We start from the raw sequence: 25,441 nt of genomic DNA on the forward strand, positions 1-25,441 counted from the left end.
TAATATTAAGTAAATATAATAAATAAATGAATTAATACTATTCAGAGCATTAATTAGAAAGCGTGTTTTTATATTTAAACCATAGCTGATTTATATTTTAAATATAGCATCGGGGAAAGAAAGGTTTTTTCTCATCAGAAGAGTGCGGGTCGCGGCGTGCGATTTGGGCTGCGGCAGGCGGTTTATGGCGGGCGCCCTGCACGCCACCCTCCGGGCCGTTGCTCCGCAACGTTCAAATCCGCTCCCGGCGGATTTGTCCTCCTCCGGAGAGCGCTTACCGACAAACGTCAGACAAAACAAAAGGCCCAGTCTTTCGACTGAGCCTTTCGTTTTATTTGATGCCTGGCAGTTCCCTACTCTCACATGGGGAGACCCCACACTACCATCGGCGCTACGGCGTTTCACTTCTGAGTTCGGCATGGGGTCAGGTGGGACCACCGCGCTGTTGCCGCCAGGCAAATTCTTTGTGCTCAGTACGCCATTCTTTATCGCATCAGCTGCGTTGCCTGCGCTCGTAAACTCAGTCACATACTCCAGTATGCTCCTTCTTTTCCTTCGCTTGCCGCCTTACTACTGCGCAAATTATTGCGTACTCAACTCTGAATCAGTGCTGAAAATCTTCTCAAATCCGCCAAAACAGCTTCGGCGTTGTAAGGTTAAGCCTCACGGTTCATTAGTATCGGTTAGCTCAACGTATCGCTACGCTTACACACCCGACCTATCAACGTCGTCGTCTTCAACGTTCCTTCAGGACCCTTAAAGGGTCAGGGAGAACTCATCTCGGGGCAAGTTTCGTGCTTAGATGCTTTCAGCACTTATCTTTTCCGCATTTAGCTACCGGGCAATGCCATTGGCATGACAACCCGAACACCAGTGATGCGTCCACTCCGGTCCTCTCGTACTAGGAGCAGCCCCCCTCAATTCTCCAGCGCCCACGGCAGATAGGGACCGAACTGTCTCACGACGTTCTAAACCCAGCTCGCGTACCACTTTAAACGGCGAACAGCCGTACCCTTGGGACCTACTTCAGCCCCAGGATGTGATGAGCCGACATCGAGGTGCCAAACACCGCCGTCGATATGAACTCTTGGGCGGTATCAGCCTGTTATCCCCGGAGTACCTTTTATCCGTTGAGCGATGGCCCTTCCATTCAGAACCACCGGATCACTATGACCTGCTTTCGCACCTGCTCGCGCCGTCACGCTCGCAGTCAAGCTAGCTTATGCCATTGCACTAACCTCCTGATGTCCGACCAGGATTAGCTAACCTTCGTGCTCCTCCGTTACTCTTTGGGAGGAGACCGCCCCAGTCAAACTACCCACCAGACACTGTCCGCAACCCGGATTACGGGCCCACGTTAGAACACCAGCCATTAAAGGGTGGTATTTCAAGGATGGCTCCACGCAGACTGGCGTCCACGCTTCAAAGCCTCCCACCTATCCTACACATCAAGGACCAGTGTTCAGTGTCAAGCTATAGTAAAGGTTCACGGGGTCTTTCCGTCTTGCCGCGGGTACACTGCATCTTCACAGCGAGTTCAATTTCACTGAGTCTCGGGTGGAGACAGCCTGGCCATCATTACGCCATTCGTGCAGGTCGGAACTTACCCGACAAGGAATTTCGCTACCTTAGGACCGTTATAGTTACGGCCGCCGTTTACCGGGGCTTCGATCAAGAGCTTCTCCTTACGGATAACCCCATCAATTAACCTTCCGGCACCGGGCAGGCGTCACACCGTATACGTCCACTTTCGTGTTTGCACAGTGCTGTGTTTTTAATAAACAGTTGCAGCCAGCTGGTATCTTCGACTGAGTTCAGCTCCACGAGCGAGTCGCTTCACTTACCATCAGCGTGCCTTCTCCCGAAGTTACGGCACCATTTTGCCTAGTTCCTTCACCCGAGTTCTCTCAAGCGCCTTGGTATTCTCTACCTGACCACCTGTGTCGGTTTGGGGTACGATTTGATGTTACCTGATGCTTAGAGGCTTTTCCTGGAAGCAGGGCATTTGTTACTTCAGCACCGTAGTGCCTCGTCGTCACACCTCAGCGTTAAAAGGTTCCGGATTTACCTGGAACCTCCGCCTACATGCTTAAACCGGGACAACCGTCGCCCGGCTAACATAGCCTTCTCCGTCCCCCCTTCGCAGTAACACCGAGTACAGGAATATTAACCTGTTTCCCATCGACTACGCCTTTCGGCCTCGCCTTAGGGGTCGACTCACCCTGCCCCGATTAACGTTGGACAGGAACCCTTGGTCTTCCGGCGAGCGGGCTTTTCACCCGCTTTATCGTTACTTATGTCAGCATTCGCACTTCTGATACCTCCAGCAACCCTCACAGGCCACCTTCAACGGCTTACAGAACGCTCCCCTACCCAACAACACATAGTGTCGCTGCCGCAGCTTCGGTGCATGGTTTAGCCCCGTTACATCTTCCGCGCAGGCCGACTCGACCAGTGAGCTATTACGCTTTCTTTAAATGATGGCTGCTTCTAAGCCAACATCCTGGCTGTCTGGGCCTTCCCACATCGTTTCCCACTTAACCATGACTTTGGGACCTTAGCTGGCGGTCTGGGTTGTTTCCCTCTTCACGACGGACGTTAGCACCCGCCGTGTGTCTCCCGTGATAACATTCTTCGGTATTCGCAGTTTGCATCGGGTTGGTAAGTCGGGATGACCCCCTAGCCGAAACAGTGCTCTACCCCCGAAGATGAATTCACGAGGCGCTACCTAAATAGCTTTCGGGGAGAACCAGCTATCTCCCGGTTTGATTGGCCTTTCACCCCCAGCCACAAGTCATCCGCTAATTTTTCAACATTAGTCGGTTCGGTCCTCCAGTTAGTGTTACCCAACCTTCAACCTGCCCATGGCTAGATCACCGGGTTTCGGGTCTATACCCTGCAACTTAACGCCCAGTTAAGACTCGGTTTCCCTGCGGCTCCCCTATACGGTTAACCTTGCTACAGAATATAAGTCGCTGACCCATTATACAAAAGGTACGCAGTCACCCCATAAAAGAGGCTCCCACTGCTTGTACGTACACGGTTTCAGGTTCTTTTTCACTCCCCTCGCCGGGGTTCTTTTCGCCTTTCCCTCACGGTACTGGTTCACTATCGGTCAGTCAGGAGTATTTAGCCTTGGAGGATGGTCCCCCCATATTCAGACAGGATACCACGTGTCCCGCCCTACTCTTCGAACTCACAGAATGTGCATTTTAGTGTACGGGAGTATCACCCTGTACCCTGCGACTTTCCAGACGCTTCCACTAACACACAAACTGATTCAGGTTCCGGGCTGCTCCCCGTTCGCTCGCCGCTACTGGGGGAATCTCGGTTGATTTCTTTTCCTCGGGGTACTTAGATGTTTCAGTTCCCCCGGTTCGCTTCGTTAAGCTATGTATTCACTTAACGATAGTGCAACGAATTGCACTGGGTTTCCCCATTCGGAAATCGCCGGTTATAACGGTTCATATCACCTTACCGACGCTTATCGCAGATTAGCACGTCCTTCATCGCCTCTGACTGCCAGGGCATCCACCGTGTACGCTTAGTCGCTTAACCTCACAACCTGAAGCTGTTTCGTAAAACAGTCGCGTTGCGAAAATTTGAGAGACTCGAACACACTCAACGTGTGTCGTTTCAATTTTCAGCTTGATCCAGATTTTTAAAGAGCAAATATCTCAAACATAACTCACTGAGTTAGTTTTGAGATACTGAGGTCGGCGACTTTCACTCACGAACCAGCAAGTGGCGTCCCCTAGGGGATTCGAACCCCTGTTACCGCCGTGAAAGGGCGGTGTCCTGGGCCTCTAGACGAAGGGGACACAAAAATTGCTTATCACTCACTGAGTGATATTTTTGTGTAGGGTGAGCTTTCATTAATAGAAAGCGAGCAGCCTTATTCAGCCTCACTCCCGACGCGTAAACGCCTTGCTATTTACTTTTCATCAGACAATCTGTGTGGACACTACAAAGGCAGGTTCTTTCAGGTAAGGAGGTGATCCAACCGCAGGTTCCCCTACGGTTACCTTGTTACGACTTCACCCCAGTCATGAATCACAAAGTGGTAAGCGCCCTCCCGAAGGTTAAGCTACCTACTTCTTTTGCAACCCACTCCCATGGTGTGACGGGCGGTGTGTACAAGGCCCGGGAACGTATTCACCGTGGCATTCTGATCCACGATTACTAGCGATTCCGACTTCACGGAGTCGAGTTGCAGACTCCGATCCGGACTACGACATACTTTATGAGGTCCGCTTGCTCTCGCGAGGTCGCTTCTCTTTGTATATGCCATTGTAGCACGTGTGTAGCCCTGGTCGTAAGGGCCATGATGACTTGACGTCATCCCCACCTTCCTCCAGTTTATCACTGGCAGTCTCCTTTGAGTTCCCGGCCTAACCGCTGGCAACAAAGGATAAGGGTTGCGCTCGTTGCGGGACTTAACCCAACATTTCACAACACGAGCTGACGACAGCCATGCAGCACCTGTCTCACGGTTCCCGAAGGCACTAAAGCATCTCTGCTGAATTCCGTGGATGTCAAGACCAGGTAAGGTTCTTCGCGTTGCATCGAATTAAACCACATGCTCCACCGCTTGTGCGGGCCCCCGTCAATTCATTTGAGTTTTAACCTTGCGGCCGTACTCCCCAGGCGGTCGACTTAACGCGTTAGCTCCGGAAGCCACTCCTCAAGGGAACAACCTCCAAGTCGACATCGTTTACAGCGTGGACTACCAGGGTATCTAATCCTGTTTGCTCCCCACGCTTTCGCACCTGAGCGTCAGTCTTTGTCCAGGGGGCCGCCTTCGCCACCGGTATTCCTCCAGATCTCTACGCATTTCACCGCTACACCTGGAATTCTACCCCCCTCTACAAGACTCAAGCCTGCCAGTTTCAAATGCAGTTCCCAGGTTGAGCCCGGGGATTTCACATCTGACTTAACAGACCGCCTGCGTGCGCTTTACGCCCAGTAATTCCGATTAACGCTTGCACCCTCCGTATTACCGCGGCTGCTGGCACGGAGTTAGCCGGTGCTTCTTCTGCGAGTAACGTCAATTGCTGAGGTTATTAACCTCAACACCTTCCTCCTCGCTGAAAGTACTTTACAACCCGAAGGCCTTCTTCATACACGCGGCATGGCTGCATCAGGCTTGCGCCCATTGTGCAATATTCCCCACTGCTGCCTCCCGTAGGAGTCTGGACCGTGTCTCAGTTCCAGTGTGGCTGGTCATCCTCTCAGACCAGCTAGGGATCGTCGCCTAGGTGAGCCGTTACCTCACCTACAAGCTAATCCCATCTGGGCACATCTGATGGCATGAGGCCCGAAGGTCCCCCACTTTGGTCTTGCGACGTTATGCGGTATTAGCTACCGTTTCCAGTAGTTATCCCCCTCCATCAGGCAGTTTCCCAGACATTACTCACCCGTCCGCCGCTCGTCACCCGAGAGCAAGCTCTCTGTGCTACCGCCCGACTTGCATGTGTTAGGCCTGCCGCCAGCGTTCAATCTGAGCCATGATCAAACTCTTCAATTTAAGTTTGATGCTCTTGAATTAAACTTCGTAATGAATTACGTATGTTCACTCAGAGACTTGGTATTCATTTTTCGTCCGAAGACGTTAAGAATCCATGTCACTTTGAGTGCCCACACAGATTGTCTGATAAATTGTTAAAGAGCAGTGCAACGCGGCTTTCGCTCACCGTTGCGAAGTGGCGTATAATACGCTTTCCTCTTGCAGAGTCAATCCTTTAATTCAGGATTTTTTCTCTTCCGATCCGGCTTAATCTGTGAAGTTGTTCACATTTTCCGTGTCAGTGGGAGCGCATTATAGGGAGTTCTTTTGGTATGGCAAGCCATAAAATACAAAAAACCTATCAAGCGCTCATTATTTGAACTTTCCCATCCATTTCACAAATATCCGAAGCCGATAAAACCCAGTCCTGGCGCGGCCTGCGGCTCATTGCAGACAAAATACCGTTTTTTCAAAAATGCGCGACGGCCTGCGCGCAGATGATTCCCTCCGGCTTAGAGATGCCCCAAACGGCGGATTAAGCAGCCGCTTTGACTCACGACAAGGCGCCCTCGGTTCACACCTTTCTATAATCAGGACCGTTTCTTCCTTAGTGGTGTGAATCTATGGCTTATCAACTGAACATTAACTGGCCCGAGTTTTTAGAGAAGTACTGGCAAAAGCAGCCGGTAGTATTAAAGAACGCTTTCCCGAACTTCGTCGATCCGATCACCCCGGACGAGCTGGCGGGTCTGGCCATGGAACCGGAAGTCGACAGTCGGCTGGTCAGCCTGGTGAACGAACAGTGGCAGGCCAGCAACGGGCCGTTCGAACATTTTGATGGTCTCGGCGAAACCGGCTGGTCGCTGCTGGCGCAGGCGGTAAACCACTGGCATATGCCCGCCGCCGAGCTGGTTCGCCCGTTCCGCGTGCTGCCTGACTGGCGCCTGGACGACCTGATGATCTCCTTCTCGGTCCCGGGCGGCGGCGTTGGCCCGCATATCGACCAGTATGATGTCTTTATTATTCAGGGCATGGGCAGCCGCCGCTGGCGCGTGGGCGACAAGCTGCCGATGCGTCAGTTCTGCCCGCATCCGGCGCTGCTGCACGTCGATCCTTTCCCACCGATTATTGATGAAGACCTTGCGCCGGGCGATATCCTGTATATCCCGCCGGGATTCCCGCACGACGGTATCACCCACGAAACGGCGCTCAACTACTCCGTTGGCTTCCGCGGGCCGAACGGCCGCGACCTGATCAGCAGCTTTGCCGACTACGCGCTGGAAAACGATCTTGGCGGCGAGCACTACAGCGATCCGGACCTGACCTGCCGCGAACATCCCGGTCGGGTAGAAGAGTATGAGCTCGAACGCCTGCGCGGAATGATGATCGACATGATTAGCCAGCCGGAGGAGTTCACCCGGTGGTTCGGCGGTTTTGCCACCACGCCGCGTCACGACCTGGACATAGCCCCGGCCGAGCCGCCTTATGCAGAAGAAGAGGTTGTTGATGCCCTGAGCGGCGGCGAAACGCTGGCCCGCCTGAGCGGCCTGCGGGTGCTGCATATCGGCGACAGCTTCTTCGTGAACAGCGAAGCGCTGGCAATCACCGATACCGACGCGCTGGATGCGCTGTGCCGCTACACTTCACTGGGTAAAGATGAGCTGGGCAAGGCGCTGCACAACCCGCAATTTATCGCCGAGCTGACGCGCCTTATCAACCAGGGCTACTGGTACTTCGAAGAGTAAGCATCCCGAAGCCCGGCACCGCCGGGCTTCTTTTTATGGCCTGCTGTTATTACGCTCGTTTTGGTAGCATCAGAATAAAGCGGGTTGAGCGCGCGTCGGACTCCACCGCCACGCTACCGCGATGGGCGGTGACGATTGATTTAACGATCGCCAGTCCTATGCCGCTCCCCTCGCCTTTACGCTGGCGGGAGGGATCGACACGGTAGAAGCGGTCGAAAAGCCGTGACAGATGTTCCGCAGGGATCGGCGTTCCCGGATTCTCAACGATCAGCTGGATCTGGTCACTGGCCTCCGTCAGATGCACGGTAACCGCCCGGCCGCCAGGCGTATAGCGGATGGCGTTAGAGAGCAAATTACTCATCGCCCGGCGCAGCATCAGCGGATCGCCAACCACCCAGCAGGCGCTGCCGCTAAAGCGCAGGGCCACTTCCCGCTCCTCGGCCCAGGCTTCAAAGAAGTCGAAGACCTTACTGACCTCATCGGCCAGATTCAGCGCTTTTAGCTCCGGGATCAGCTGATTATTGTCGGCCTGCGCCAGAAACAGCATATCGCTGACCATCCGCGACATCCGCGAGAACTCTTCCAGATTGGAGTACAGCACGTCCTCCAGCTCTTTCTGGCTGCGGGTCTGGCTGAGCGCAATCTCCGTCTGGGTCACCAGGTTGGTGATCGGCGTGCGGATCTCATGGGCAATATCCGCGGAAAAGTTGGACTGGCGGGTAAACACATCCTCGATACGTTCAAGCATATGGTTAAACGACAGCACCAGCCGCTCCAGCTCAATCGGCACGGACTGCGGGTTTAAGTGCACATCGAGGTCGCGGGAGGTAATATTTTGAATCTGCCGGCTGACCCGGCGAATCGGCTTATGTCCGTGATAGACCACGAACAGCACGATAAAGATGATAAGGATGCTGATCATCGTCGCCGCCGAAATCAGCCTCGCCTTCAGCTCGTTAATATAGTGAAGATGAAAATCGATCGACAGGGCCATCAGCAGGCGGTAGGCCGGCCTGCCGTCCGCCGCGCGGCTAAGCGGCAGCATAATCAGCCGCCAGGAGCGGGTCTGCATCTGGTGATTGTCATGGCTTAACGCCCGTGGATGCGGGTCTACCCACGAGACGACGTTGCCATCCTGCAGCCTGGCGGCAAGCCCCGGCGTACTCATGATATGGCTGAGATCGGGGCCGTTCGGCGACTGGAACAGGATCTTGCCGCTGCCATCATCAAGGCAAATAAAGACGTTGGCGTAGCCATCGATCACGTCCTTTAAGATCTCCAGCCGCCGCGCCTGGGGATAGTCGGCATGGTTGAGCACCGTCTCAAGCGTGGTGGCCAGCTGCCTGAGGTCGTGGGCGTCACGCTCTTCAAAATGCGCCTTTACCGAGTGGATCATTATCCAGGTGAAGGCGAAAAAGGCCACTATCGTCGCCAGGCTGATAAAAAAGGTCAGCCGCGTCGCCAGCGAAAAAGGCCGCTGCAGCAGCTTAATCGCCATCCGGCACCTCAAGCACATAGCCGACGCCGCGCACGGTCTGGATGAGCTTAGGCTCAAAATCATTATCGATTTTGCCCCGCAGCCGCTTCACCGCCACGTCAATGGCGTTGGTGTCGCTGTCAAAATTCATGTCCCAGACCTGGGAGGCGATCAGCGAGCGGGGCAGAACTTCGCCCTGATGGCGGATAAAGAACTCCAGCAGCGTAAACTCTTTGCTGGTCAACGTGATGCGCGAGCCCGCCCGGGTCACCCTACGGCTGACCAGGTCGAGCGTTAAGTCCGCCACCTGGAACTGGCTCTCAACGATCGTCGCCGCCCCGCGACGCAGGAGCGTCCTTACGCGCGCCAGCAGCTCGGCAAAGGCAAAGGGCTTCACCAGATAGTCATCGGCCCCGAGCTCCAGCCCCTTAACCCGATGCTCAACGGTCCCCAGCGCGGTCAGCAGCAGGATCGGCATGCCCTTATCGGCGGAACGCAGCATTCTGACGATATCCCAGCCGTTCACGTCCGGCAGCATGATGTCGAGGATCAGCAGGTCATAATCGCTGGTCATCGCCAGGTGATAGCCGTTCAGACCGTTATCCGCCAGATCGACAACAAAACCGGCTTCCGTCAGCCCTTTCGTCAGGTATTCACCGGTTTTCATCTCATCTTCGACGATCAAAATCTTCATCACCTGCTCCTTCACGCGCCGGTTGTGCGGGTTTTCAATTTTAGAGGAGCCAAACCGGATAGCAATGAATTCTCAGGAAAATGACAGCTTTGTCATTTTCCCGTCACGCGTCAAACAGACGCCGTTGCGTAAAGTACGAGACATTCCTTGATAGCCGATAAATCTGCCACCATGCGCCAGCTAAAGCTTATTTCACTCAGCGTTATTTTTATCCTGACGGGCTGCCTCTCCCTGGCCCCGGAGTACCAGCAGCCGCCCCTGCCGGTACCGCCGCAGTTCTCCCTCAGCCAGAACAAACTGGTTGCGCCGCCTGCGGGCTATCAGGACGCCGGCTGGCGCGCGTTTTTCGCCGATCCGCAGGTCAAATCGCTGATTGCCGCCGCGCTTGTCGATAACCGGGACCTGCGCATGGCTACCCTGAAAGTACAGGAGGCGCGGGCGCAGTACGGCGTGACCGACGCCGACCGCTATCCGCAGCTGGATACCTCCGCCAGCACCACCTACGGCGGAAAGCTCAAAGGCGATACCGCCACCACCAGCGACTATCAGGCCGGGCTGAACCTCAGCTTCGATCTCGACTTCTTCGGCCGCCTGAAAAACATGAGCGAGGCGCAGCGGCAGGCCTTTTTCGCCAGCGCAGAAGCCCGGCGCGCGGTGCACATCCTGCTGGTTTCGAACGTTTCGCAAAGCTACTTCAACCAGCGGCTGGCCGCGGCGCAGCTCGCCGTGGCGCGCGAGACGCTACAAAACTACCGCCAGTCCTACGCTTTTATCGAAAAACAGCTGCTGACCGGCAGCAGCAGCGTGCTGGCGCTGGAGCAGGCGCGCGGGGTGATTGAAAGCACCCGCGCCGACATCGCCAGGCGGGAAGGCGAGCTGGCGCAGGCCAATAACGCTCTGCAGCTGCTGCTGGGCAGCTATCAGCGTCTGCCCGACGACGCGGCGGACGACACGGCGGATATTCACGACGTCAGGCTGCCGCCCGCCCTCTCCTCGCAGATCCTGCTCCAGCGCCCCGATATTTTAGAGGCCGAGCACGGGCTGCGGGCGGCGAACGCCAATATCGGCGCCGCGCGGGCGGCCTTTTTCCCGTCGATTACGCTAACCAGCTCACTTTCCGCCAGCAGCGCCGACCTCTCCAGCCTGTTTAATCCGGCCAGCGGGATGTGGAACTTCATCCCTAAAATCGAGCTGCCGATATTCAACGCCGGGCGTAATCAGGCCAATCTCGACGTCGCCGAAATCCGCCAGCAGCAGTCGGTGGTGAATTACGAACAGAAAATCCAGACCGCCTTTAAAGAGGTGGCTGACGCCCTGGCCCTGCGCCAGAGCCTGGCGGATCAAATCAGCGCCCAGCGGCGCTATCTCGACTCGCTGCGAATCACCCTCCAGCGCGCCAGAACGCTCTATCAGCACGGCGCGGTGAGCTATATCGAAGTGCTGGACGCCGAGCGCTCGCTGTTCGCCACGCGGCAGGCCCTGCTGGATCTCAACTACGCCCGCCAGGTTAACGAAATTCAGCTCTTTGCCGCCCTCGGCGGCGGCTGGCTGGAATAACCCATTATTGAATATCAGGAGTGTTAATCATGAATCATGTCGCAAAAACGGTCATTTTTGGTCTTCTTCTGTCTGCCGTAGCCGCCGGAGCCCAGGCCGCCGGGCACCAGCACGGCGAAATGATGCCCGCCGCGTCCGCCGCCGGGCAGGCGCAGCCCATTAGCGCCACCGGCGAAGTTAAAATCATTGATATGGATACGAAAAAAGTCACCATCGACCATGACGCCATCCCGGCGGTGAACTGGCCGCCGATGACCATGCGTTTCACCATCACCCCGCAAACCCGGCTTAACGCGGTTAAGCCTGGCGATAAGGTCACCTTCACCTTTATTCAGCAGGGCAGCCTCTCCTTATTACAGGATATCCACGTTAACTAATAAGGTGTTCACGGAGCGCATTACGATGGTCTCTCTAAAACTTAAAACCGCTGCGCTCGTTATCAGCAGTATGTCTCTTGGCGGCATAATTGCGGCGGGTCTCTATATCGGGCTTGCGCCGGCGCACCCTGTGGGCGACGCGGAGCCTGCCGCCGGGCAGGCGCGTAAAGTCCTGTTCTGGTATGACCCGATGTACCCCAATACGCGGTTTGATAAGCCGGGAAAATCGCCGTTTATGGATATGGACCTGGTGGCCAAATACGCCGATGAAGAGGCGCCGCCCTCGGCCGCGCCGGGCGTACGCATCGACCCGACGCAAACCCAGAATCTGGGCGTTAAAACCGCCGCCGTCGCGCGCGGGCCGCTGAGCTACGCGCAGACCTTCCCGGCCAACGTCAGCTATAACGAATACCAGTTTGCCATCGTCCAGGCGCGCGCGGCGGGCTTCATCGACAGAGTCTACCCGCTGACCGTCGGGGATAAGATTAAGCAAGGCGCCCCGCTGATCGACCTGACGATTCCGGATTGGGTCGAGGCGCAGAGCGAATATCTGCTGCTGCGGGAAACCGGCGGCACCGCGACCCAGGTGGAGGGGATCCTCGAGCGGCTGCGCCTCGCCGGGATGCCGGATGACGATATCCGCCGCCTGAAGGCGACGAATAAAATTCAGACCCGCTTCACCCTGAAAGCGCCGATTGACGGCGCGATCACCGCCTTTGATTTACGTGCCGGGATGAACATCGCCAGGGATAACGTGGTGGCCAAAATTCAGGGCATGGACCCGGTGTGGATTAGCGCCTCGGTGCCGGAATCCATCGCCTGGCTGATTAAAGACGCCTCGCAGTTTGTCCTTTCCGTCCCGGCGCAGCCGGACAAAACCTTCACCGTCAGCAAATGGAGCATTCTGCCCGGCGTGGATGCGGCTACCCGCACGCTGCAGCTGCGCCTGCAGGTCGATAACCCGGATGAGGCGCTAAAGCCGGGGATGACCGCCTGGCTGAAGCTGAACGCGCAGAGCCAGCCGATGCTGCTGATCCCGTCGAAAGCGCTGATCGACAGCGGCACGGAGCAGCGGGTCATCACCGTGGACGGCGACGGCCGCTTCGTGCCGAAACGGGTCGAGGTCTTCCAGCAGTCCGGCGATATGACGGCGATCCGCTCCGGCATTCGCGAAGGAGAGAAGGTGGTCGCCAGCGGCCTGTTCCTGATTGATTCCGAGGCCAATATCTCCGGCGCGCTGGATCGGATGCGCGCGCAGCCGCCCGCCGCCGCGTCGGACAAGCCGGATAACGCGGCGCATGCGCACCGGGGAGATGACAAATGATTGAGTGGATTATCCGGCGCTCGGTGGCCAACCGCTTTCTGGTGATGATGGGAGCGTTGTTCCTCAGCATCTGGGGGGCGTGGACCATCGTCCACACGCCGGTGGATGCCCTGCCGGATCTCTCCGACGTGCAGGTGATCGTCAAGACCAGCGACCCCGGCCAGGCGCCGCAAATCGTTGAAAACCAGGTCACCTGGCCGCTGACCACCACCATGCTGTCGGTGCCGGGCGCCAAAACGGTGCGCGGCTTTTCGCAGTTCGGCGCTTCCTACGTCTACGTGATTTTTGCCGACGGCACCGATCCCTACTGGGCGCGCTCGCGGGTGCTCGAGTACCTCAACCAGGTACAGGGCAAGCTCCCGGCCGGCGTCAGCGCCGAAATGGGGCCGGACGCCACCGGCGTCGGCTGGATCTATGAGTACGCGCTGGTCGATCGCAGCGGCAGGCACGACCTCGCGGAGCTGCGCTCGCTGCAGGACTGGTTTTTAAAATATGAGCTAAAAACCATCCCGGACGTTTCGGAAGTGGCCTCGGTGGGCGGCGTGGTCAAAGAGTACCAGGTGGTGGTCGATCCGCTGAAGCTGACCCAGTACGGCATTACCCTGTCGGCGGTGAAATCGGCGCTGGATAGCGCCAACCAGGAGGCAGGCGGCTCCTCCGTCGAGCTGGCGGAAGCCGAGTATATGGTGCGCGCCAGCGGCTATCTGCAAAGCCTCGACGACTTTAACAGCATCGTGCTGAAAACCAGCGACAGCGGCGTGCCGGTATATCTGCGCGACGTCGCCAGGGTACAAATCGGCCCGGAAATGCGCCGCGGCATCGCTGAACTGAACGGCGAAGGCGAAGTGGCCGGCGGCGTGGTGATCCTGCGCTCCGGCAAGAACGCCCGCGAAGTGATTTCGGCCGTAAGGAGCAAGCTGGCGTCCCTGCAGGGCAGCCTGCCGGAAGGGGTTGAGGTGGTGACCACCTATGACCGCAGCCGGCTGATCGACCGGGCCATTGACAACCTCAGCATGAAGCTGCTGGAGGAGTTTATCGTCGTCGCGCTGGTCTGCGCCCTGTTCCTCTGGCACGTACGTTCGGCGCTGGTCGCCATTATCTCCCTGCCGCTCGGCCTGTGCTTCGCCTTTATCATGATGCATTTCCAGGGGCTGAACGCCAATATCATGTCGCTGGGCGGGATTGCGATTGCTGTGGGGGCGATGGTCGATGCCGCCATCGTGATGATTGAAAACGCCCATAAGCGGCTGGAGGAGTGGGATCATCAGCATCCGCAGCAGCGCCTCGACAACGAGACGCGCTGGAAAATCATCACCGACGCCTCGGTGGAGGTGGGCCCGGCGCTGTTTATCAGCCTGCTGATTATCACCCTGTCGTTTATCCCGATTTTCACCCTCGAAGGGCAGGAAGGAAAGCTGTTCGGCCCGCTGGCGTTTACCAAAACCTGGTCGATGGCCGGGGCGGCGCTGCTGGCGATCGTGGCGATCCCGATCCTGATGGGATTGTGGATCCGCGGCAAGATCCCGGCGGAGAGCAGCAACCCGCTCAACCGCTTTCTGATCCGCATTTATCACCCTCTGCTGCTGAAGGTGCTGCGCTGGCCGAAGGCGACCCTGCTGGTTGCGGCGCTGACGATCCTGACGGTCATCTGGCCGCTCAGCCGGGTGGGCGGCGAGTTCCTGCCGCAGATCAACGAAGGCGATCTGCTGTATATGCCGTCGACGCTGCCGGGGATTTCCGCCTCGCAGGCGGCGGATATGCTGCAGAAGACCGATAAGCTGATTATGACGGTGCCGGAAGTGGCCCGCGTGTTCGGCAAGACCGGTAAGGCCGAGACCGCCACCGATTCCGCGCCGCTGGAGATGGTCGAGACCACCATTCAGCTCAAGCCGCAGGATCAGTGGCGCCCGGGGATGACGATGGAGAAGATCGTCGAAGAGCTGGATAAAACCGTGCGCCTGCCGGGGCTCGCCAACCTGTGGGTGCCGCCGATCCGCAACCGGATCGATATGCTCTCCACCGGGATCAAAAGCCCGATCGGTATTAAGGTCTCCGGCACAAACCTCGCCGACATCGACGCAACCGCCGAGCAGATTGAAGCCGTGGCCCGCACCGTACCGGGCGTCACCTCGGCGCTGGCGGAACGGCTCATCGGCGGGCGCTATCTCAATATCGACATTAATCGCGAGCAGGCCGCCCGCTACGGCATGAGCGTTGGCGACGTGCAGCTGTTCGTCTCATCGGCCATCGGCGGCGCGATGGTCGGCGAAACGGTGGAAGGCGTCGAGCGCTACCCGATCAACATCCGCTACCCGCAGAGCTATCGCAATAGCCCGGAAGCCCTGCGCCAGCTGCCGATCCTGACGCCGCTGCAGCAGCAAATAGTCCTCGGCGACGTGGCGGAGGTGAAGGTGGTAACCGGCCCGTCGATGCTGAAAACCGAGAACGCCCGCCCGACCAGCTGGATCTATATCGACGCCAGGGATCGCGACATGGTCTCGGTGGTTCACGATCTGCAGCGGGCCATCGCTCAGGGAGTGAAGCTCAAGCCGGGGACCAGCGTCTCCTACTCCGGCCAGTTTGAGCTGCTCGAGCGCGCCAACCAGAAGCTGAAGCTGATGGTGCCCATGACGCTGATGATCATTTTCGTGCTGCTGTACCTGGCGTTCCGCCGCTTCGGCGAGGCGCTGCTGATTATCGCCAGCGTGCCGTTCGCGCTGGTCGGCGGCATCTGGTTCCTCTACTGGATGGGGTTCCATCTGTCGGTGGCGACCGGCACCGGGTTTATCGCCCTTGCCGGGGTGGCGGCGGAGTTTGGCGTGGTGATGCTGATGTACCTGCGCCACGCCATCGAAGCGGAGCCGTCGCTGGAAAACGCGGAGACCTTCAGCGCCGACGGGCTCGACGAGGCGCTGTACCGGGGCGCGGTGCTGCGCGTGCGGCCCAAGGCGATGACCGTGGCGGTGATTATCGCCGGCCTGCTGCCGATTTTATGGGGCACCGGCGCCGGTTCCGAGGTGATGAGCCGCATCGCCGCGCCGATGATTGGCGGGATGATCACCGCCCCGCTGCTGTCGCTGTTTATCATTCCGGCGGCCTATAAGCTGATGTGGCTGTACCGGCACCGGCGCCCGGCGCAGCGGGCATAATCCGGCGGCGAGCGGGCCGGACGCGCTTCGGCCCGCTCGCCCTCGCTAACTCTGGCAGGAGCGGCTAGCACATTGATGGCGACATCTTCAGGGTTCGATGCTGAATATGCGCCCGCAGCAGCTTCTCCATCTCCTCTTCTTTCACCTGGGGATCTATCTTTTGATACTCAAAGGCCAGCGCGCGCTGCCGGTAAGGCGCCAGCAATGAGTTATTATTTAATAATAATTCGCCAATCGCCTTAATCCGGCTCGCCTCCAGCCCCGGCTGCGCTTTAATAATTGCCCCACATGGAATATCGCCAGTGCCCTCAATCATTACCAGCGAATAAAAATCGCTGAAGGCTGAAAATTTCCATGCCGGCACGTTAAATTTATTGTAGTTAATCCCGCAGCTGTCGATATTTGCAAAATCGACGGTATAGAACGGAATAAAATCGTTGCCCTGTAGCGCCAGAGAAATAAAGGCGGCGTCCTCGGACTTGTGTATCGTTGCTAACAGCAGATTCAGCAGAAACTCCATCTGGGTGACGGCCAAATCCACAGAGATCACCTCCTCATTTTGCAAAAAGAAGAGAAAGACGATCTTATCCTGCCGCTCTTTCATCACAAAATCGGTTACCCGAAGCGCGGCGCTGGGATTCTGTATTTCATCAAGGGTGACGGAGAGCGTGCGGCCGTTCAGCCGCTCGCTATCGGCGATAGTACGCGCCCTGATGCCCTCAGGATCGTCGCGGAACATCATTTGCAGCCTGCGGTAGCCGCTGAAAACGGCAAAAAGCAGGTCCTGTACCCGATCGGGCGGAAGGTACATCAGCATTTCTGCAGTCAGGACGCTTTGCACCTTCAGGGCCAGCGCCAGCACGGCGTTGGGGGATTTAATTATCCCGGTATTAATACCCGTTAAGATGTTCATAAAATAGTCTCCGTAGTAGGCTGCTGTGGCAACAGGGTAAGTTTTGCCAGATCAATAATCCGATCGGCACAGGCGATGGTTGAAGGACGGTGGGCGATAATAATTCGGGTAATGTTTAAAGACTCAATCGCCGAGTTGACCAGCTTTTCATTATTAATATCGAGATGACTGGTGGCTTCATCCATAAATAGAATTTTCGGTTTTTGATACAGCGCCCGCGCAATGAGCAGGCGCTGCTTTTGGCCGCCAGAGATCCCGGCGCCAAGCTCGCCGATGATCGTTTCATAGCCCATCGGCATGCGCAGAATTTCTTCATGGATATTGCATTTCATCGCGCAGTCCACGATCAGCGCCTGGTCCATGCCATCATCGAAGCCGGAAATATTATCGGCAATCGATCCCGAAAACAGGCGGTCCTCCTGCAGTACGCAGGCGATGCTGCTGCGGAAGTTATTAATACCGATTTTGTTAATATCAAAGCCGCCAATAAATATATCCCCCCGCTCCGGCGTCAGCAGGCCAGACATGACTTTTAATAGCGTCGTTTTACCGACCCCCGATGCGCCGATCAGCGCGACGGATTCTCCTGCGGCAACGCTAATATTGACGTTAGAAAAAACGGGCTTTGACAACCGATCGTACTGATACGCCAAATTCTGCACTTCTAAAGAGACGCCGATATCGTCTGCGAAAATCTTTCTTACCGGCAGCTCCGCCTCCGGCTCGCTATAGACAATTTCTGAAATACGCTCGTTATGCAGCGACAGCATTTTCAGCTGCATAGTGAGATCGATGAGCGCGGCGGCACGCTGCGCAAACTGGCCGCGATAGGCGTTAAACGCCATAAACATCCCGATGGTCATGGTGTTATCCATAACCATCTGCGCCCCCAGCCATAAAATGACAACCTGATCGGCCGAGTTAATAAAGGTATTAATCCCACCAAACAGCATATCGAAACGCGTCTGCTTCAAGCCGGCGTTGCTGACATCAATATTGGTATTCAGCCAGTGCTGCGAGCGCCTGTTTTTGAGGTTAAGCGACTTTATCGTCGCGATGCCGTACAGCGACTCCATAAAATGCGAGCCGGAACGCGCGCGCTTGACGATTAGCTCTTCATTAATGGCGCGATAAAATTTATAGGTGATCGCGCGCATCGCGGCGTAGCAAAGGGTGAATCCCAGCACAACCCACACCAGCCAGCCGCCGTACAGGCTCAGCATAATAAGCAGGCCGATGGTCATGATCGAGTCAATAATTCCGTTCACAATGCTGTTAGTGAAGGTTGAGCGAATGGTATCCAGGGAAGCAAACCGCGACTGTATATCCCCGAGCTGGCGCTTCTCAAAGAAAGCGAGCGGCAGGCCGATCAGATGATCAAAAAAGCTCGTTTTCCACTGCACGTCGGTCAGCGTATTCAGCTTTAGCGAAACCCACGCCCGGAGCATGCTGACCCAGGTTTTAAAAATCGTAAAAAACATTAGCCCGATGCAGATGACCAGCAGCAGGTTTTCATCATGTGCGGTAATAACATGATCGGTAACAACCTGCGTGCCCATCGGCAGCAGCAAATTGACCGTTTCAATAACTATCGACAGCATCAATATTTTCGTCAGCGCTGACTTCAGGCCAACGATGTTGTGCATTAACTCCCGCAGCTTCAGCCGGGAGCGCTGCTTTTCCTGAACGAAGCCGCTATCCGGCCATGCCTCAAGCGCAATGCCGCTGAAGTTTTCTGATATTTCCTTACGGTGGACTACCCGTCGCCCCAGCGCCGGATCGTTAATAACGAAGCGCTTACCTTTTATCGCAACCAGCACCACAAAGTGATTCAACGACCAGTGGAGCACGCAGGGTAGACGGAGTTCCCTAATCTCTTCCAGATCGAGAGATAGCGCGCGCGTTTTCAGGCCAGCCTTCTGCGCAATCGTCGCCAGGGCATTCAGCGTCGTCCCCTGCGACGAGGAGCCGTAGATATTGCGAAAGTTGAACAGATCGATATCTTTGCCGTAAAAGCCACAAATCATTGATAAGCAGGCGTTGCCGCACTCCGTTGATTCAGACTGTATAATGACCGGGACTTTATTCTTAAGTGAAAAGTTGATCCTTCTAAAAATTGAATCAAGCACGTCTTTATTCATCGTTGGGTCCCTTAAGGCTCTGAACTACTTTGTATACTGGTGAAAACAGCCACTGATAAAGCGGCCTTTCCTCGGTAAAAACGATGCTCTTCGCCTTAAGGCCGTTAGATAGCACAAGCGTTCTGTTCTTATAAATAAACTCTTTCTCTTTAACGTTGATAATTGCTTTGTAGAGCGTGGGTAACGTATTGCTACTGGCCTGGCTGTTGCCATAGTCAGATAATTCCCGACGGGTAGCCGGCATTGATGAAATTGACATGACTTTGCCAGAAAATTGACCGAACTTATCCGCAGGAAAAGCATCGTAGCGGATATTAACGGTGTCGCCGATTTTGACATAAGGCAAACTGTTATCGGGGAGCCATAGCAGTAAATAGTAATTAATTCCGCTGAGCTGCTTAACCTGGGCTAAGCTGCTGCCGGCCTCGATCATTTGACCACGCGTAACGGCTATCGATTCCACCCGGCCATCGATCGTAGACTTAACTAAAATTCTTCCGCTCGCGCTGTTTTCAATAAGCTGGGTTTGCAGATCTCTCAGCTGGCTGTATTGTGACGTAATCTGATTATCAATCTCGGCGGTCTTTACCGTTAAATCGCTGCGGGTCTGGGTGAGCTGCAGCTCTATCTGCATTTTCTGCGATGATAGCGACTGAAACGCATTTTGCTGCTGGACGAAAAGAGAGTGCTGATTATTGTACTGATCTTTATTGATCAGCCCTCGCTGCAGGTAGCTGCTATAGTTCTGCAGCGAGGTCTCAATATGTGAAAGGCCTTTTTTGGCCGTCGTCAGCATTTTCTCAGTTTCATCAAGGGAGCGTTCATAGCGCTGAATCTGGCGACGCGTGGTACCAATAAAATCATCTTTGTTCGCTTTTAGTTTTTTTATGATATCTTCAGCGTTGACAATCTTGGCCTTCACCATCGAAACATTGGTATCACTGACGTTGCCGACGTCGGTGTTTTTGGATACATCAAGCTCAAATAATACCGCACCTTTCTTAACCACATCGCCAACCTCGACATACTGTTTGGCAATCGAGCCAGGCTGCGGTGAGGATATATTAAGAGGATGAGGCAGAGTGATAACCTCTCCGGCGACGTCAATTCTTTTGGTGTATTTAAAAAAGCCGAGCATGGCAATAATGACAGCTAAAAAAACAATACAGCATGCGGAAACAACTAAGGGTGAAACGCCGCCAAACAGAATAACTCTTCCTTGCCAGTAGCTTCTCTGATGCTCTATTGCTTCCTGCCTGAACAATCCTTTACCCATGAGTACCTGACCTGATATAAAAAGGCCCGACGCATCGGGCCAAAATGGAAGCTAGCCAAAATTAAGGCTTGAAGGTACCGTCAAGAAAACCATCAAGTGCTGTTTGGGTATATTTCCAGGTGTCCTCGAAACCGACGATCAGCCCGCCGATACCGCAGGTGATGCCACCGATAATACCGGCACCGATCATCCCAACGCCCTGGCCGATAGTGCCGAATCCGAGAACTCCGCCGCCGTCACCGCCGTGCTTTCCGCCAATGATTGTGCCAGTAGCAAAACCGGCAACCGCACCCAGCGTTGCGCTTACTACAGCTTCACCGATATTGCTAAAAATATCCCAAGGACTGCTCCAGGAGTAAGCGCCAGAAACGACGTTCATTTCTTCAAGAGAAAGTTCTTTCATCATTATTCCTTATCAATTTAAGTTGTATATTCCAGATGGTATAAATTTATCAATCACATATGCTGTGCTGATGGGAGGCTATTTTCGGCACTTCCTGTAAAAAAACAACTTTAGTTTCATGAATAATCCAAAGTTAAGAGTAAAATAAGAAGTGCAAATATGAATAAGAAAAGCGGCTATCGTCAGGACAATAATTTTTCAGGACTCAATCTGTTCTCTATAAACCTCGACCATACGCATGGTCCCTCTTCTCACCGCGGCTCCGATAGCGGGCCAGTTCAGGCTGGTTCTATCGCAACAGGCCGCTATTAATTTTTGTGAATCACAAAAGTAAATGATATTTTTCAAGCATTAACAACAAGATACGATGCATTTAGCAAAAGAGACGCCCGGCATACCCACCACTCTACGGCCCTTAAATAAGAGACCTGAATTCGCGCTGAAGGCCATCTCAGCGTTTTATCTGCCTGGTACAATGACTTTCAACGCGTTACCGCGTTCGATAACAGCGATATGACCGCCGCCACAAATAATAAACGGGAGAGCCGTCGCGTTAATACGATGATTATAAGCGTTTCACTAATATATCATCCCCCAAAGAGTGCTACCGCTCCCGGTTTTCAGACCAGGCTGAATAGAATCTTTGTAGATATTAACTTTGTTTAACTTCACGTTTTATCTCCGCGAATAATTTTTGCCGCCATACCGCCCTATAGCGCCCGCTACGAGCGCCCTTTCTGCCGCTCAGGGAAACCGCCTCCGGCCCGCAACGGTCGACTTTTTATATGTATTAAGTTTTATTGAAAAAAATTCAGATGAGTATTTTAACCGGCCGGGATTAATATAGCGGCACTTACCCATACAAGCCGCAAGGGTTGCAAAGTAAGTATATATGGATACATACGGGATAAGTTGCTGAAGACTATATTCGGCTTCTTTTCCGGTAATTAATAAATTAACTTTAAATGAATGGATTAAACGGATGAAAAAAACAATTCTGGCTATGGTTATTACTGCCGCTACTGCTTTCAGCGCTCAGGTTTTTGCATCGAACCAGGCTGAAGTCACTATCCAGGGCGATGTAACAGACTCTAAGACCTCTTGCGTCGTAACGCCGACCGGTACTCTTAATAACGGTATCGTTACGTTAATGACCGTAACCACAGCTGAAGCAACCGGTAAGGCTGCTAATACCTTATTTAAAAACCAGAAATTTGGTTTCCAGGTGAGCGACTGTGCTGTCGGTGGCCCGGATGAAAACAACGTAACTGGCCTGAGCGTTAAAGTTACCGGTACAACCTCTGCATCTCCTGAAATTCTGGACAACGTTGCCCCTAATGGCGCTGAAAACATCGGTATCGGTATCCAGAAACTGAGCAACAGCTCTCGTATCCAGTTCGATGGCACTCCGGTTGCCGAAGCCTATACTCCGCATCAAACAACTAACCTGGAATACGTCGCTGGCTACGTGAAAGTCAACGGCGCAAACCCGGTTACTGAAGGCCCGGTTAAAGGCGTTGCAACCTTTACCATTGATTACACCATCTAATTAATTCTTAAAGGGCCTGCGAATCCAGCAGGCCCTTTTAATTAAATGCTGAAGGAATCTAATGTACCAGATGATGATCAAGGCAATCATTGCCTTCGCCATGATGCTGAGCGGCTTTGCGCATGCGGGAATTGTTATCGAATCAACCCGCTATCTTTATAAAGAAGGCGCCCGCGAGATATCTGCGCAAATTGATAATAAAGACGAGATGCCTTATCTGATCAAATCGTGGGTTGAAGCACCAGAGGGAAAAGAACCTGCCTTTATGGTCACACCGCCTCTTTTTCGCCTGGAGATGAAACAGAAAAACACCGTCCGTATATTCTCCACCGCCACTATTAATGCCCCGACCGATCGCGAATCGTCTTACTTTTTCAACATTATGGCTATCCCGCCGTCTGATGATACCTATGCGAAAAGAAATACCATACAGCTCGCCGTTCGCCATCGCATGCGGCTGATTTACAGGCCAAAAGCGTTAGCCGAATTATCCAATAATGCCGAAGCCGGCAAATTAGAGTGGCGGAAGTCAGGGAAGCGGCTAACGATAAAAAACCCGACGCCGTTTTTCTTCTATTTTAGAAACGTACAAATTGGTGCCAGTGAATATCAGTCAGACATTAAATTCATCGAACCTTTTTCATCAAAAGCTATCACGCTAAAAGATGGCGGCAATGCTACCAAAGTAACGTGGAAAATAGTCAATGATTATGGAGGTGCAGGTTCCCTCTATTCATCGAGATTGCCATAAACAGTTCGCATTTATAAATGGATGTTTTTATGCCAATAGAACACAGAGATACCTTCAGGCTATCTACGCTCTGCATAGCGATTATTACTATAATGACGACGAGCATTCACACTACGGTGAATGCGCGTGAATTCTTCGATCCCGCATTTATTACCTCAGCCAACGGAGGTGATGCATCCAGCGTTCCCGATCTGTCAATTTATCAGTCGGTCAACGCTCAGGCGCCGGGCGACTACCGGGTCGATGTCGTTTTTAATGGCCGCTATGTGGAAACCAAAAACGTTAAGTTTGTTACGACCGAGCACAGCAGGCTTGATAAACAGTTAAACCTTACCCCCTGCTTTACGCTGGAAGAGCTTTCCCGGTATGGCGTCCGGGTTAAATCATTCCCCGAAATGAAAGAGAATGAACAGGGCTGCGCCAATTTCGATATCATTCCGGACGGCAAAACGATTTTCGACTTCACCGCCCAGCGCCTGGATATTTCCACGCCTCAGGCCGCGATGAGCACGGTGGCCAACGACTACATCCCGCCGGAAAAATTCGATGACGGCATAAACGCCCTGTTTGTGAACTATCAGTTTAACGGCTCGCAGGATTTTAAAAACGATAATGAATACTACGGCCTGAATCTGGTATCCGGGATAAATATCGGCCCGTGGCGCATCAGAAACCTTGGCATGTGGAACAAAAGTAAGGGGGAATCAGCTCATTTTGATTCCGCCTATCTTTATCTCCAGCGCAGCCTGCGCTCCATCAGCAGCAATCTGATTCTCGGCGAAAGCTCTTCTTTATCCGGCATATTCGACAGCGTCCCCTTTTCCGGCGTGCAGCTGGCGACGGATACCAGCATGCTCCCGGAGAGCATGCGCGGCTATGCCCCGGTGATTCGTGGTATTGCTAAAACCAACGCCCGCGTGGTGATCAAGCAGAATGGCTACCAGGTTTATCAGACCTACGTTGCCCCGGGCGCGTTTGAAATTACGGATATGTACCCCAGCGGCGGAAGCGGCGATCTGTACGTAACGGTTGAAGAGTCCGACGGCTCGAGGCAGAACTTTATCGTTCCCTTTGCGGCCCTGCCGGTCATGCTCAGGGAAAATCAGTTCGAGTATGAAATCACCTCGGGAAAATACCGCCCTTACGTCGGCACCATCGATGAAACCCCTTTCACCCAGGCCACCGCCAAATACGGTTTATCAACCAGCGCCACGATTTTTGGCGGCGTGCAGGCATCGGCAAAATATCAGGCCCTTTCTGGCGGGCTGGGATATAACCTCGCCAGCCTTGGCGCCCTGTCGGCAGACGTGACCCAGGCATGGTCTAAAAAACGCTATGACGATAAAACGTCCGGCCAGTCGTGGCGTATACGCTACGGTAAAAATATTATCGAAACCGGAACCAACTTTACTATCGCGGGCTATCGCTACTCGACGAAAGGGTTCAACACGCTGTCCGAAGTGCTCAATACGTATTCCGATAACGGACGCTACTACCTGGCGCGTTCTTTGCGCAATCGTACCAACCTGACGCTAAATCAGAGTCTGGGAAAATCACGAGGGAGCCTGTCCATCAGCGCGCTTATCGAAGATTACTGGGATAGCAAGCGTACAAATAAATCCTTAAGCCTGGGCTATAACGGCGGCTGGCATGGCATCAGCTATTATCTGGGCTATAGCTATAACCGCTACACCTGGGGTTCACACAGTTCCAGCCGTGAGGCGCGTAACGATCAGCGCCTCGCGCTAAACGTCTCCATCCCTCTGAGCAACTGGCTGCCCAATACCTATGCAAGCTATCAGCTAACCGAGAGTAGCCCGGGATCTACCGATCAGTACGTTTCGTTGGGCGGCATCGGGCTGGAAAACAATAATCTCGAATGGGACATCCAGCAGGGTTACAGCAACCGTGAGCACTACAGTGGCGATCTCAGGGGAACCTATAACGGCTCGCGCGGCAGCGTAAACGCCGGCTACAGCTACGACAATCACAGCCGGCGGGTCGACTACGGCGCCAGCGGCAGCCTGATCGCCCACGCGGACGGAATAACGTTTGGGCAGAATATCAGCGACGCGGCCGTGTTAATCAAAGCTCCGGGCCTGGACAACGTCAGGCTCACCTCAGATTCAACTATCGTCACGGACAATCGCGGCTACGCCATCGTTCCCTATATTACCCCCTACCGCGGTACCGATATTACTCTGGATAGCACATCCTTTGGCGACGATATGGAGCTGATGCAGACCACGCAGCAGGTTGTCCCCACCCGAGGCGCCATCGTACGCGCAAACTATGCCGGGAATATTGGGCAGCGGGCATTTATTCGTCTTAAAACCGCTGCAGGCCGCGAGGTGCCTTTTGGCGCGATGGTCACGCTTGCCGGTGCCGCTAAATCCCAGGCCAGTATAGTGAGCGACGCCGGGATGGTCTATATGACCGGCCTGCAGCCCACGGGCGTGCTGACGGTGAGCTGGGGTAAAAATGCGGGGCAGAAATGTACCGCCGCCTATACCCTTCCTGCCAGCAAGAAGAAAATTTCCGGAGTCAGCCAGGCTGAAGCCCTGTGCCGATAATAATCA

The 25,441-nt window shown here is 54.5% G+C and carries 15 protein-coding genes, 1 tRNA gene and 3 rRNA genes; 9 read left to right on the forward strand and 10 right to left on the reverse strand.

What is annotated here, in order from left to right:
• Positions 1–340 precede the first annotated feature (340 nt).
• The 4 genes from rrf to AC1M2H_RS24020 form a co-directional block, all read right to left on the reverse strand.
• A 5S ribosomal RNA gene (rrf, locus tag AC1M2H_RS24005) occupies positions 341–456 on the reverse strand.
• A gap of 196 nt (positions 457–652) precedes the next feature.
• Positions 653–3,558: ribosomal RNA gene (locus AC1M2H_RS24010) — 23S ribosomal RNA — on the reverse strand.
• Between the two features lie 187 nt (positions 3,559–3,745).
• Positions 3,746–3,821, reverse strand: a tRNA-Glu gene (locus tag AC1M2H_RS24015).
• A gap of 166 nt (positions 3,822–3,987) precedes the next feature.
• A 16S ribosomal RNA gene (locus AC1M2H_RS24020) occupies positions 3,988–5,527 on the reverse strand.
• Together the 16S, 23S and 5S rRNA genes with 1 tRNA gene alongside form the textbook arrangement of a ribosomal RNA operon.
• Positions 5,528–6,129: 602 nt before the next feature.
• On the opposite strand from AC1M2H_RS24020, the gene AC1M2H_RS24025 reads away from it, so the two are divergent.
• Positions 6,130–7,251 carry a ribosomal protein uL16 3-hydroxylase gene (locus tag AC1M2H_RS24025; protein WP_480149344.1) on the forward strand — a complete coding sequence of 374 codons (1,122 nt, stop codon included), beginning with the start codon at positions 6,130–6,132 and terminating at the stop codon, positions 7,249–7,251.
• 49 nt (positions 7,252–7,300) lie between these two features.
• Here AC1M2H_RS24025 and AC1M2H_RS24030 read toward each other — a convergent pair whose 3' ends face one another.
• The gene (locus tag AC1M2H_RS24030) at positions 7,301–8,749 is read right to left on the reverse strand and encodes a Cu(+)/Ag(+) sensor histidine kinase (protein ID WP_480149345.1); all 1,449 of its coding nucleotides are present in this window, start codon (positions 8,747–8,749) and stop codon (positions 7,301–7,303) included.
• Positions 8,739–9,422 carry a copper/silver response regulator transcription factor gene (locus AC1M2H_RS24035; protein ID WP_480149346.1) on the reverse strand — a complete coding sequence of 228 codons (684 nt, stop codon included), beginning with the start codon at positions 9,420–9,422 and terminating at the stop codon, positions 8,739–8,741. The genes AC1M2H_RS24030 and AC1M2H_RS24035 overlap by 11 nt, the downstream gene beginning before the upstream one ends.
• 171 nt (positions 9,423–9,593) lie before the next feature.
• On the opposite strand from AC1M2H_RS24035, the gene AC1M2H_RS24040 reads away from it, so the two are divergent.
• From AC1M2H_RS24040 to AC1M2H_RS24055, 4 genes are read left to right on the forward strand one after another with little or no spacing between them, the layout of a single operon-like run.
• Positions 9,594–10,979 (forward strand): Cu(I)/Ag(I) efflux RND transporter outer membrane protein, encoded by a 1,386-nt coding sequence (locus tag AC1M2H_RS24040; RefSeq protein WP_480149348.1) that lies wholly within the window; start codon positions 9,594–9,596, stop codon positions 10,977–10,979.
• A 29-nt stretch (positions 10,980–11,008) separates the two neighbouring features.
• Positions 11,009–11,356 carry a cation efflux system protein CusF gene (gene cusF, locus AC1M2H_RS24045; protein ID WP_480149349.1) on the forward strand — a complete coding sequence of 116 codons (348 nt, stop codon included), beginning with the start codon at positions 11,009–11,011 and terminating at the stop codon, positions 11,354–11,356.
• Positions 11,357–11,381: 25 nt separating this feature from the next.
• On the forward strand, positions 11,382–12,680 hold the full coding sequence (locus AC1M2H_RS24050) for an efflux RND transporter periplasmic adaptor subunit (RefSeq protein ID WP_480149350.1): 1,299 nt from the start codon (positions 11,382–11,384) through the stop codon (positions 12,678–12,680).
• The gene (locus AC1M2H_RS24055) at positions 12,677–15,829 is read left to right on the forward strand and encodes a CusA/CzcA family heavy metal efflux RND transporter (RefSeq protein ID WP_480149351.1); all 3,153 of its coding nucleotides are present in this window, start codon (positions 12,677–12,679) and stop codon (positions 15,827–15,829) included. Before AC1M2H_RS24050 ends, AC1M2H_RS24055 begins: the two co-directional genes overlap by 4 nt.
• 64 nt (positions 15,830–15,893) lie before the next feature.
• Here the strand turns inward: AC1M2H_RS24055 and yjeJ are convergent, their stop codons facing one another.
• From yjeJ to AC1M2H_RS24075, 4 genes are all read right to left on the reverse strand, one after another.
• Entirely contained in the window at positions 15,894–16,742 is an 849-nt protein-coding gene (gene yjeJ, locus AC1M2H_RS24060; RefSeq protein ID WP_480149352.1) for a YjeJ family protein, read from the reverse strand.
• Positions 16,739–18,883, reverse strand: a complete 2,145-nt coding sequence (locus AC1M2H_RS24065) for a peptidase domain-containing ABC transporter (protein ID WP_480149353.1) — start codon at positions 18,881–18,883, stop codon at positions 16,739–16,741. The genes yjeJ and AC1M2H_RS24065 overlap by 4 nt, the downstream gene beginning before the upstream one ends.
• A complete protein-coding gene (locus tag AC1M2H_RS24070; RefSeq protein WP_480149354.1) occupies positions 18,876–20,159 on the reverse strand; it encodes an HlyD family secretion protein in 1,284 nt (427 codons plus the stop codon). The genes AC1M2H_RS24065 and AC1M2H_RS24070 overlap by 8 nt, the downstream gene beginning before the upstream one ends.
• 61 nt (positions 20,160–20,220) lie before the next feature.
• Positions 20,221–20,565 carry a hypothetical protein gene (locus tag AC1M2H_RS24075; protein WP_480149355.1) on the reverse strand — a complete coding sequence of 115 codons (345 nt, stop codon included), beginning with the start codon at positions 20,563–20,565 and terminating at the stop codon, positions 20,221–20,223.
• 156 nt (positions 20,566–20,721) lie between these two features.
• Between AC1M2H_RS24075 and AC1M2H_RS24080 the strand changes: the two genes are divergently transcribed.
• From AC1M2H_RS24080 to AC1M2H_RS24095, 4 genes are all read left to right on the forward strand, one after another.
• The gene (locus AC1M2H_RS24080; protein ID WP_480149356.1) at positions 20,722–20,874 is read left to right on the forward strand and encodes a hypothetical protein; all 153 of its coding nucleotides are present in this window, start codon (positions 20,722–20,724) and stop codon (positions 20,872–20,874) included.
• 670 nt (positions 20,875–21,544) lie between these two features.
• Positions 21,545–22,111 carry a fimbrial protein gene (locus tag AC1M2H_RS24085; protein WP_480149357.1) on the forward strand — a complete coding sequence of 189 codons (567 nt, stop codon included), beginning with the start codon at positions 21,545–21,547 and terminating at the stop codon, positions 22,109–22,111.
• A gap of 61 nt (positions 22,112–22,172) precedes the next feature.
• Entirely contained in the window at positions 22,173–22,862 is a 690-nt protein-coding gene (locus tag AC1M2H_RS24090) for a fimbrial biogenesis chaperone (protein ID WP_480149358.1), read from the forward strand.
• Positions 22,863–22,891: 29 nt separating this feature from the next.
• On the forward strand, positions 22,892–25,435 hold the full coding sequence (locus AC1M2H_RS24095) for a fimbria/pilus outer membrane usher protein (protein WP_480149359.1): 2,544 nt from the start codon (positions 22,892–22,894) through the stop codon (positions 25,433–25,435).
• Positions 25,436–25,441 lie beyond the last annotated feature (6 nt).

The organism is Klebsiella sp. F11 (assembly GCF_056712265.1).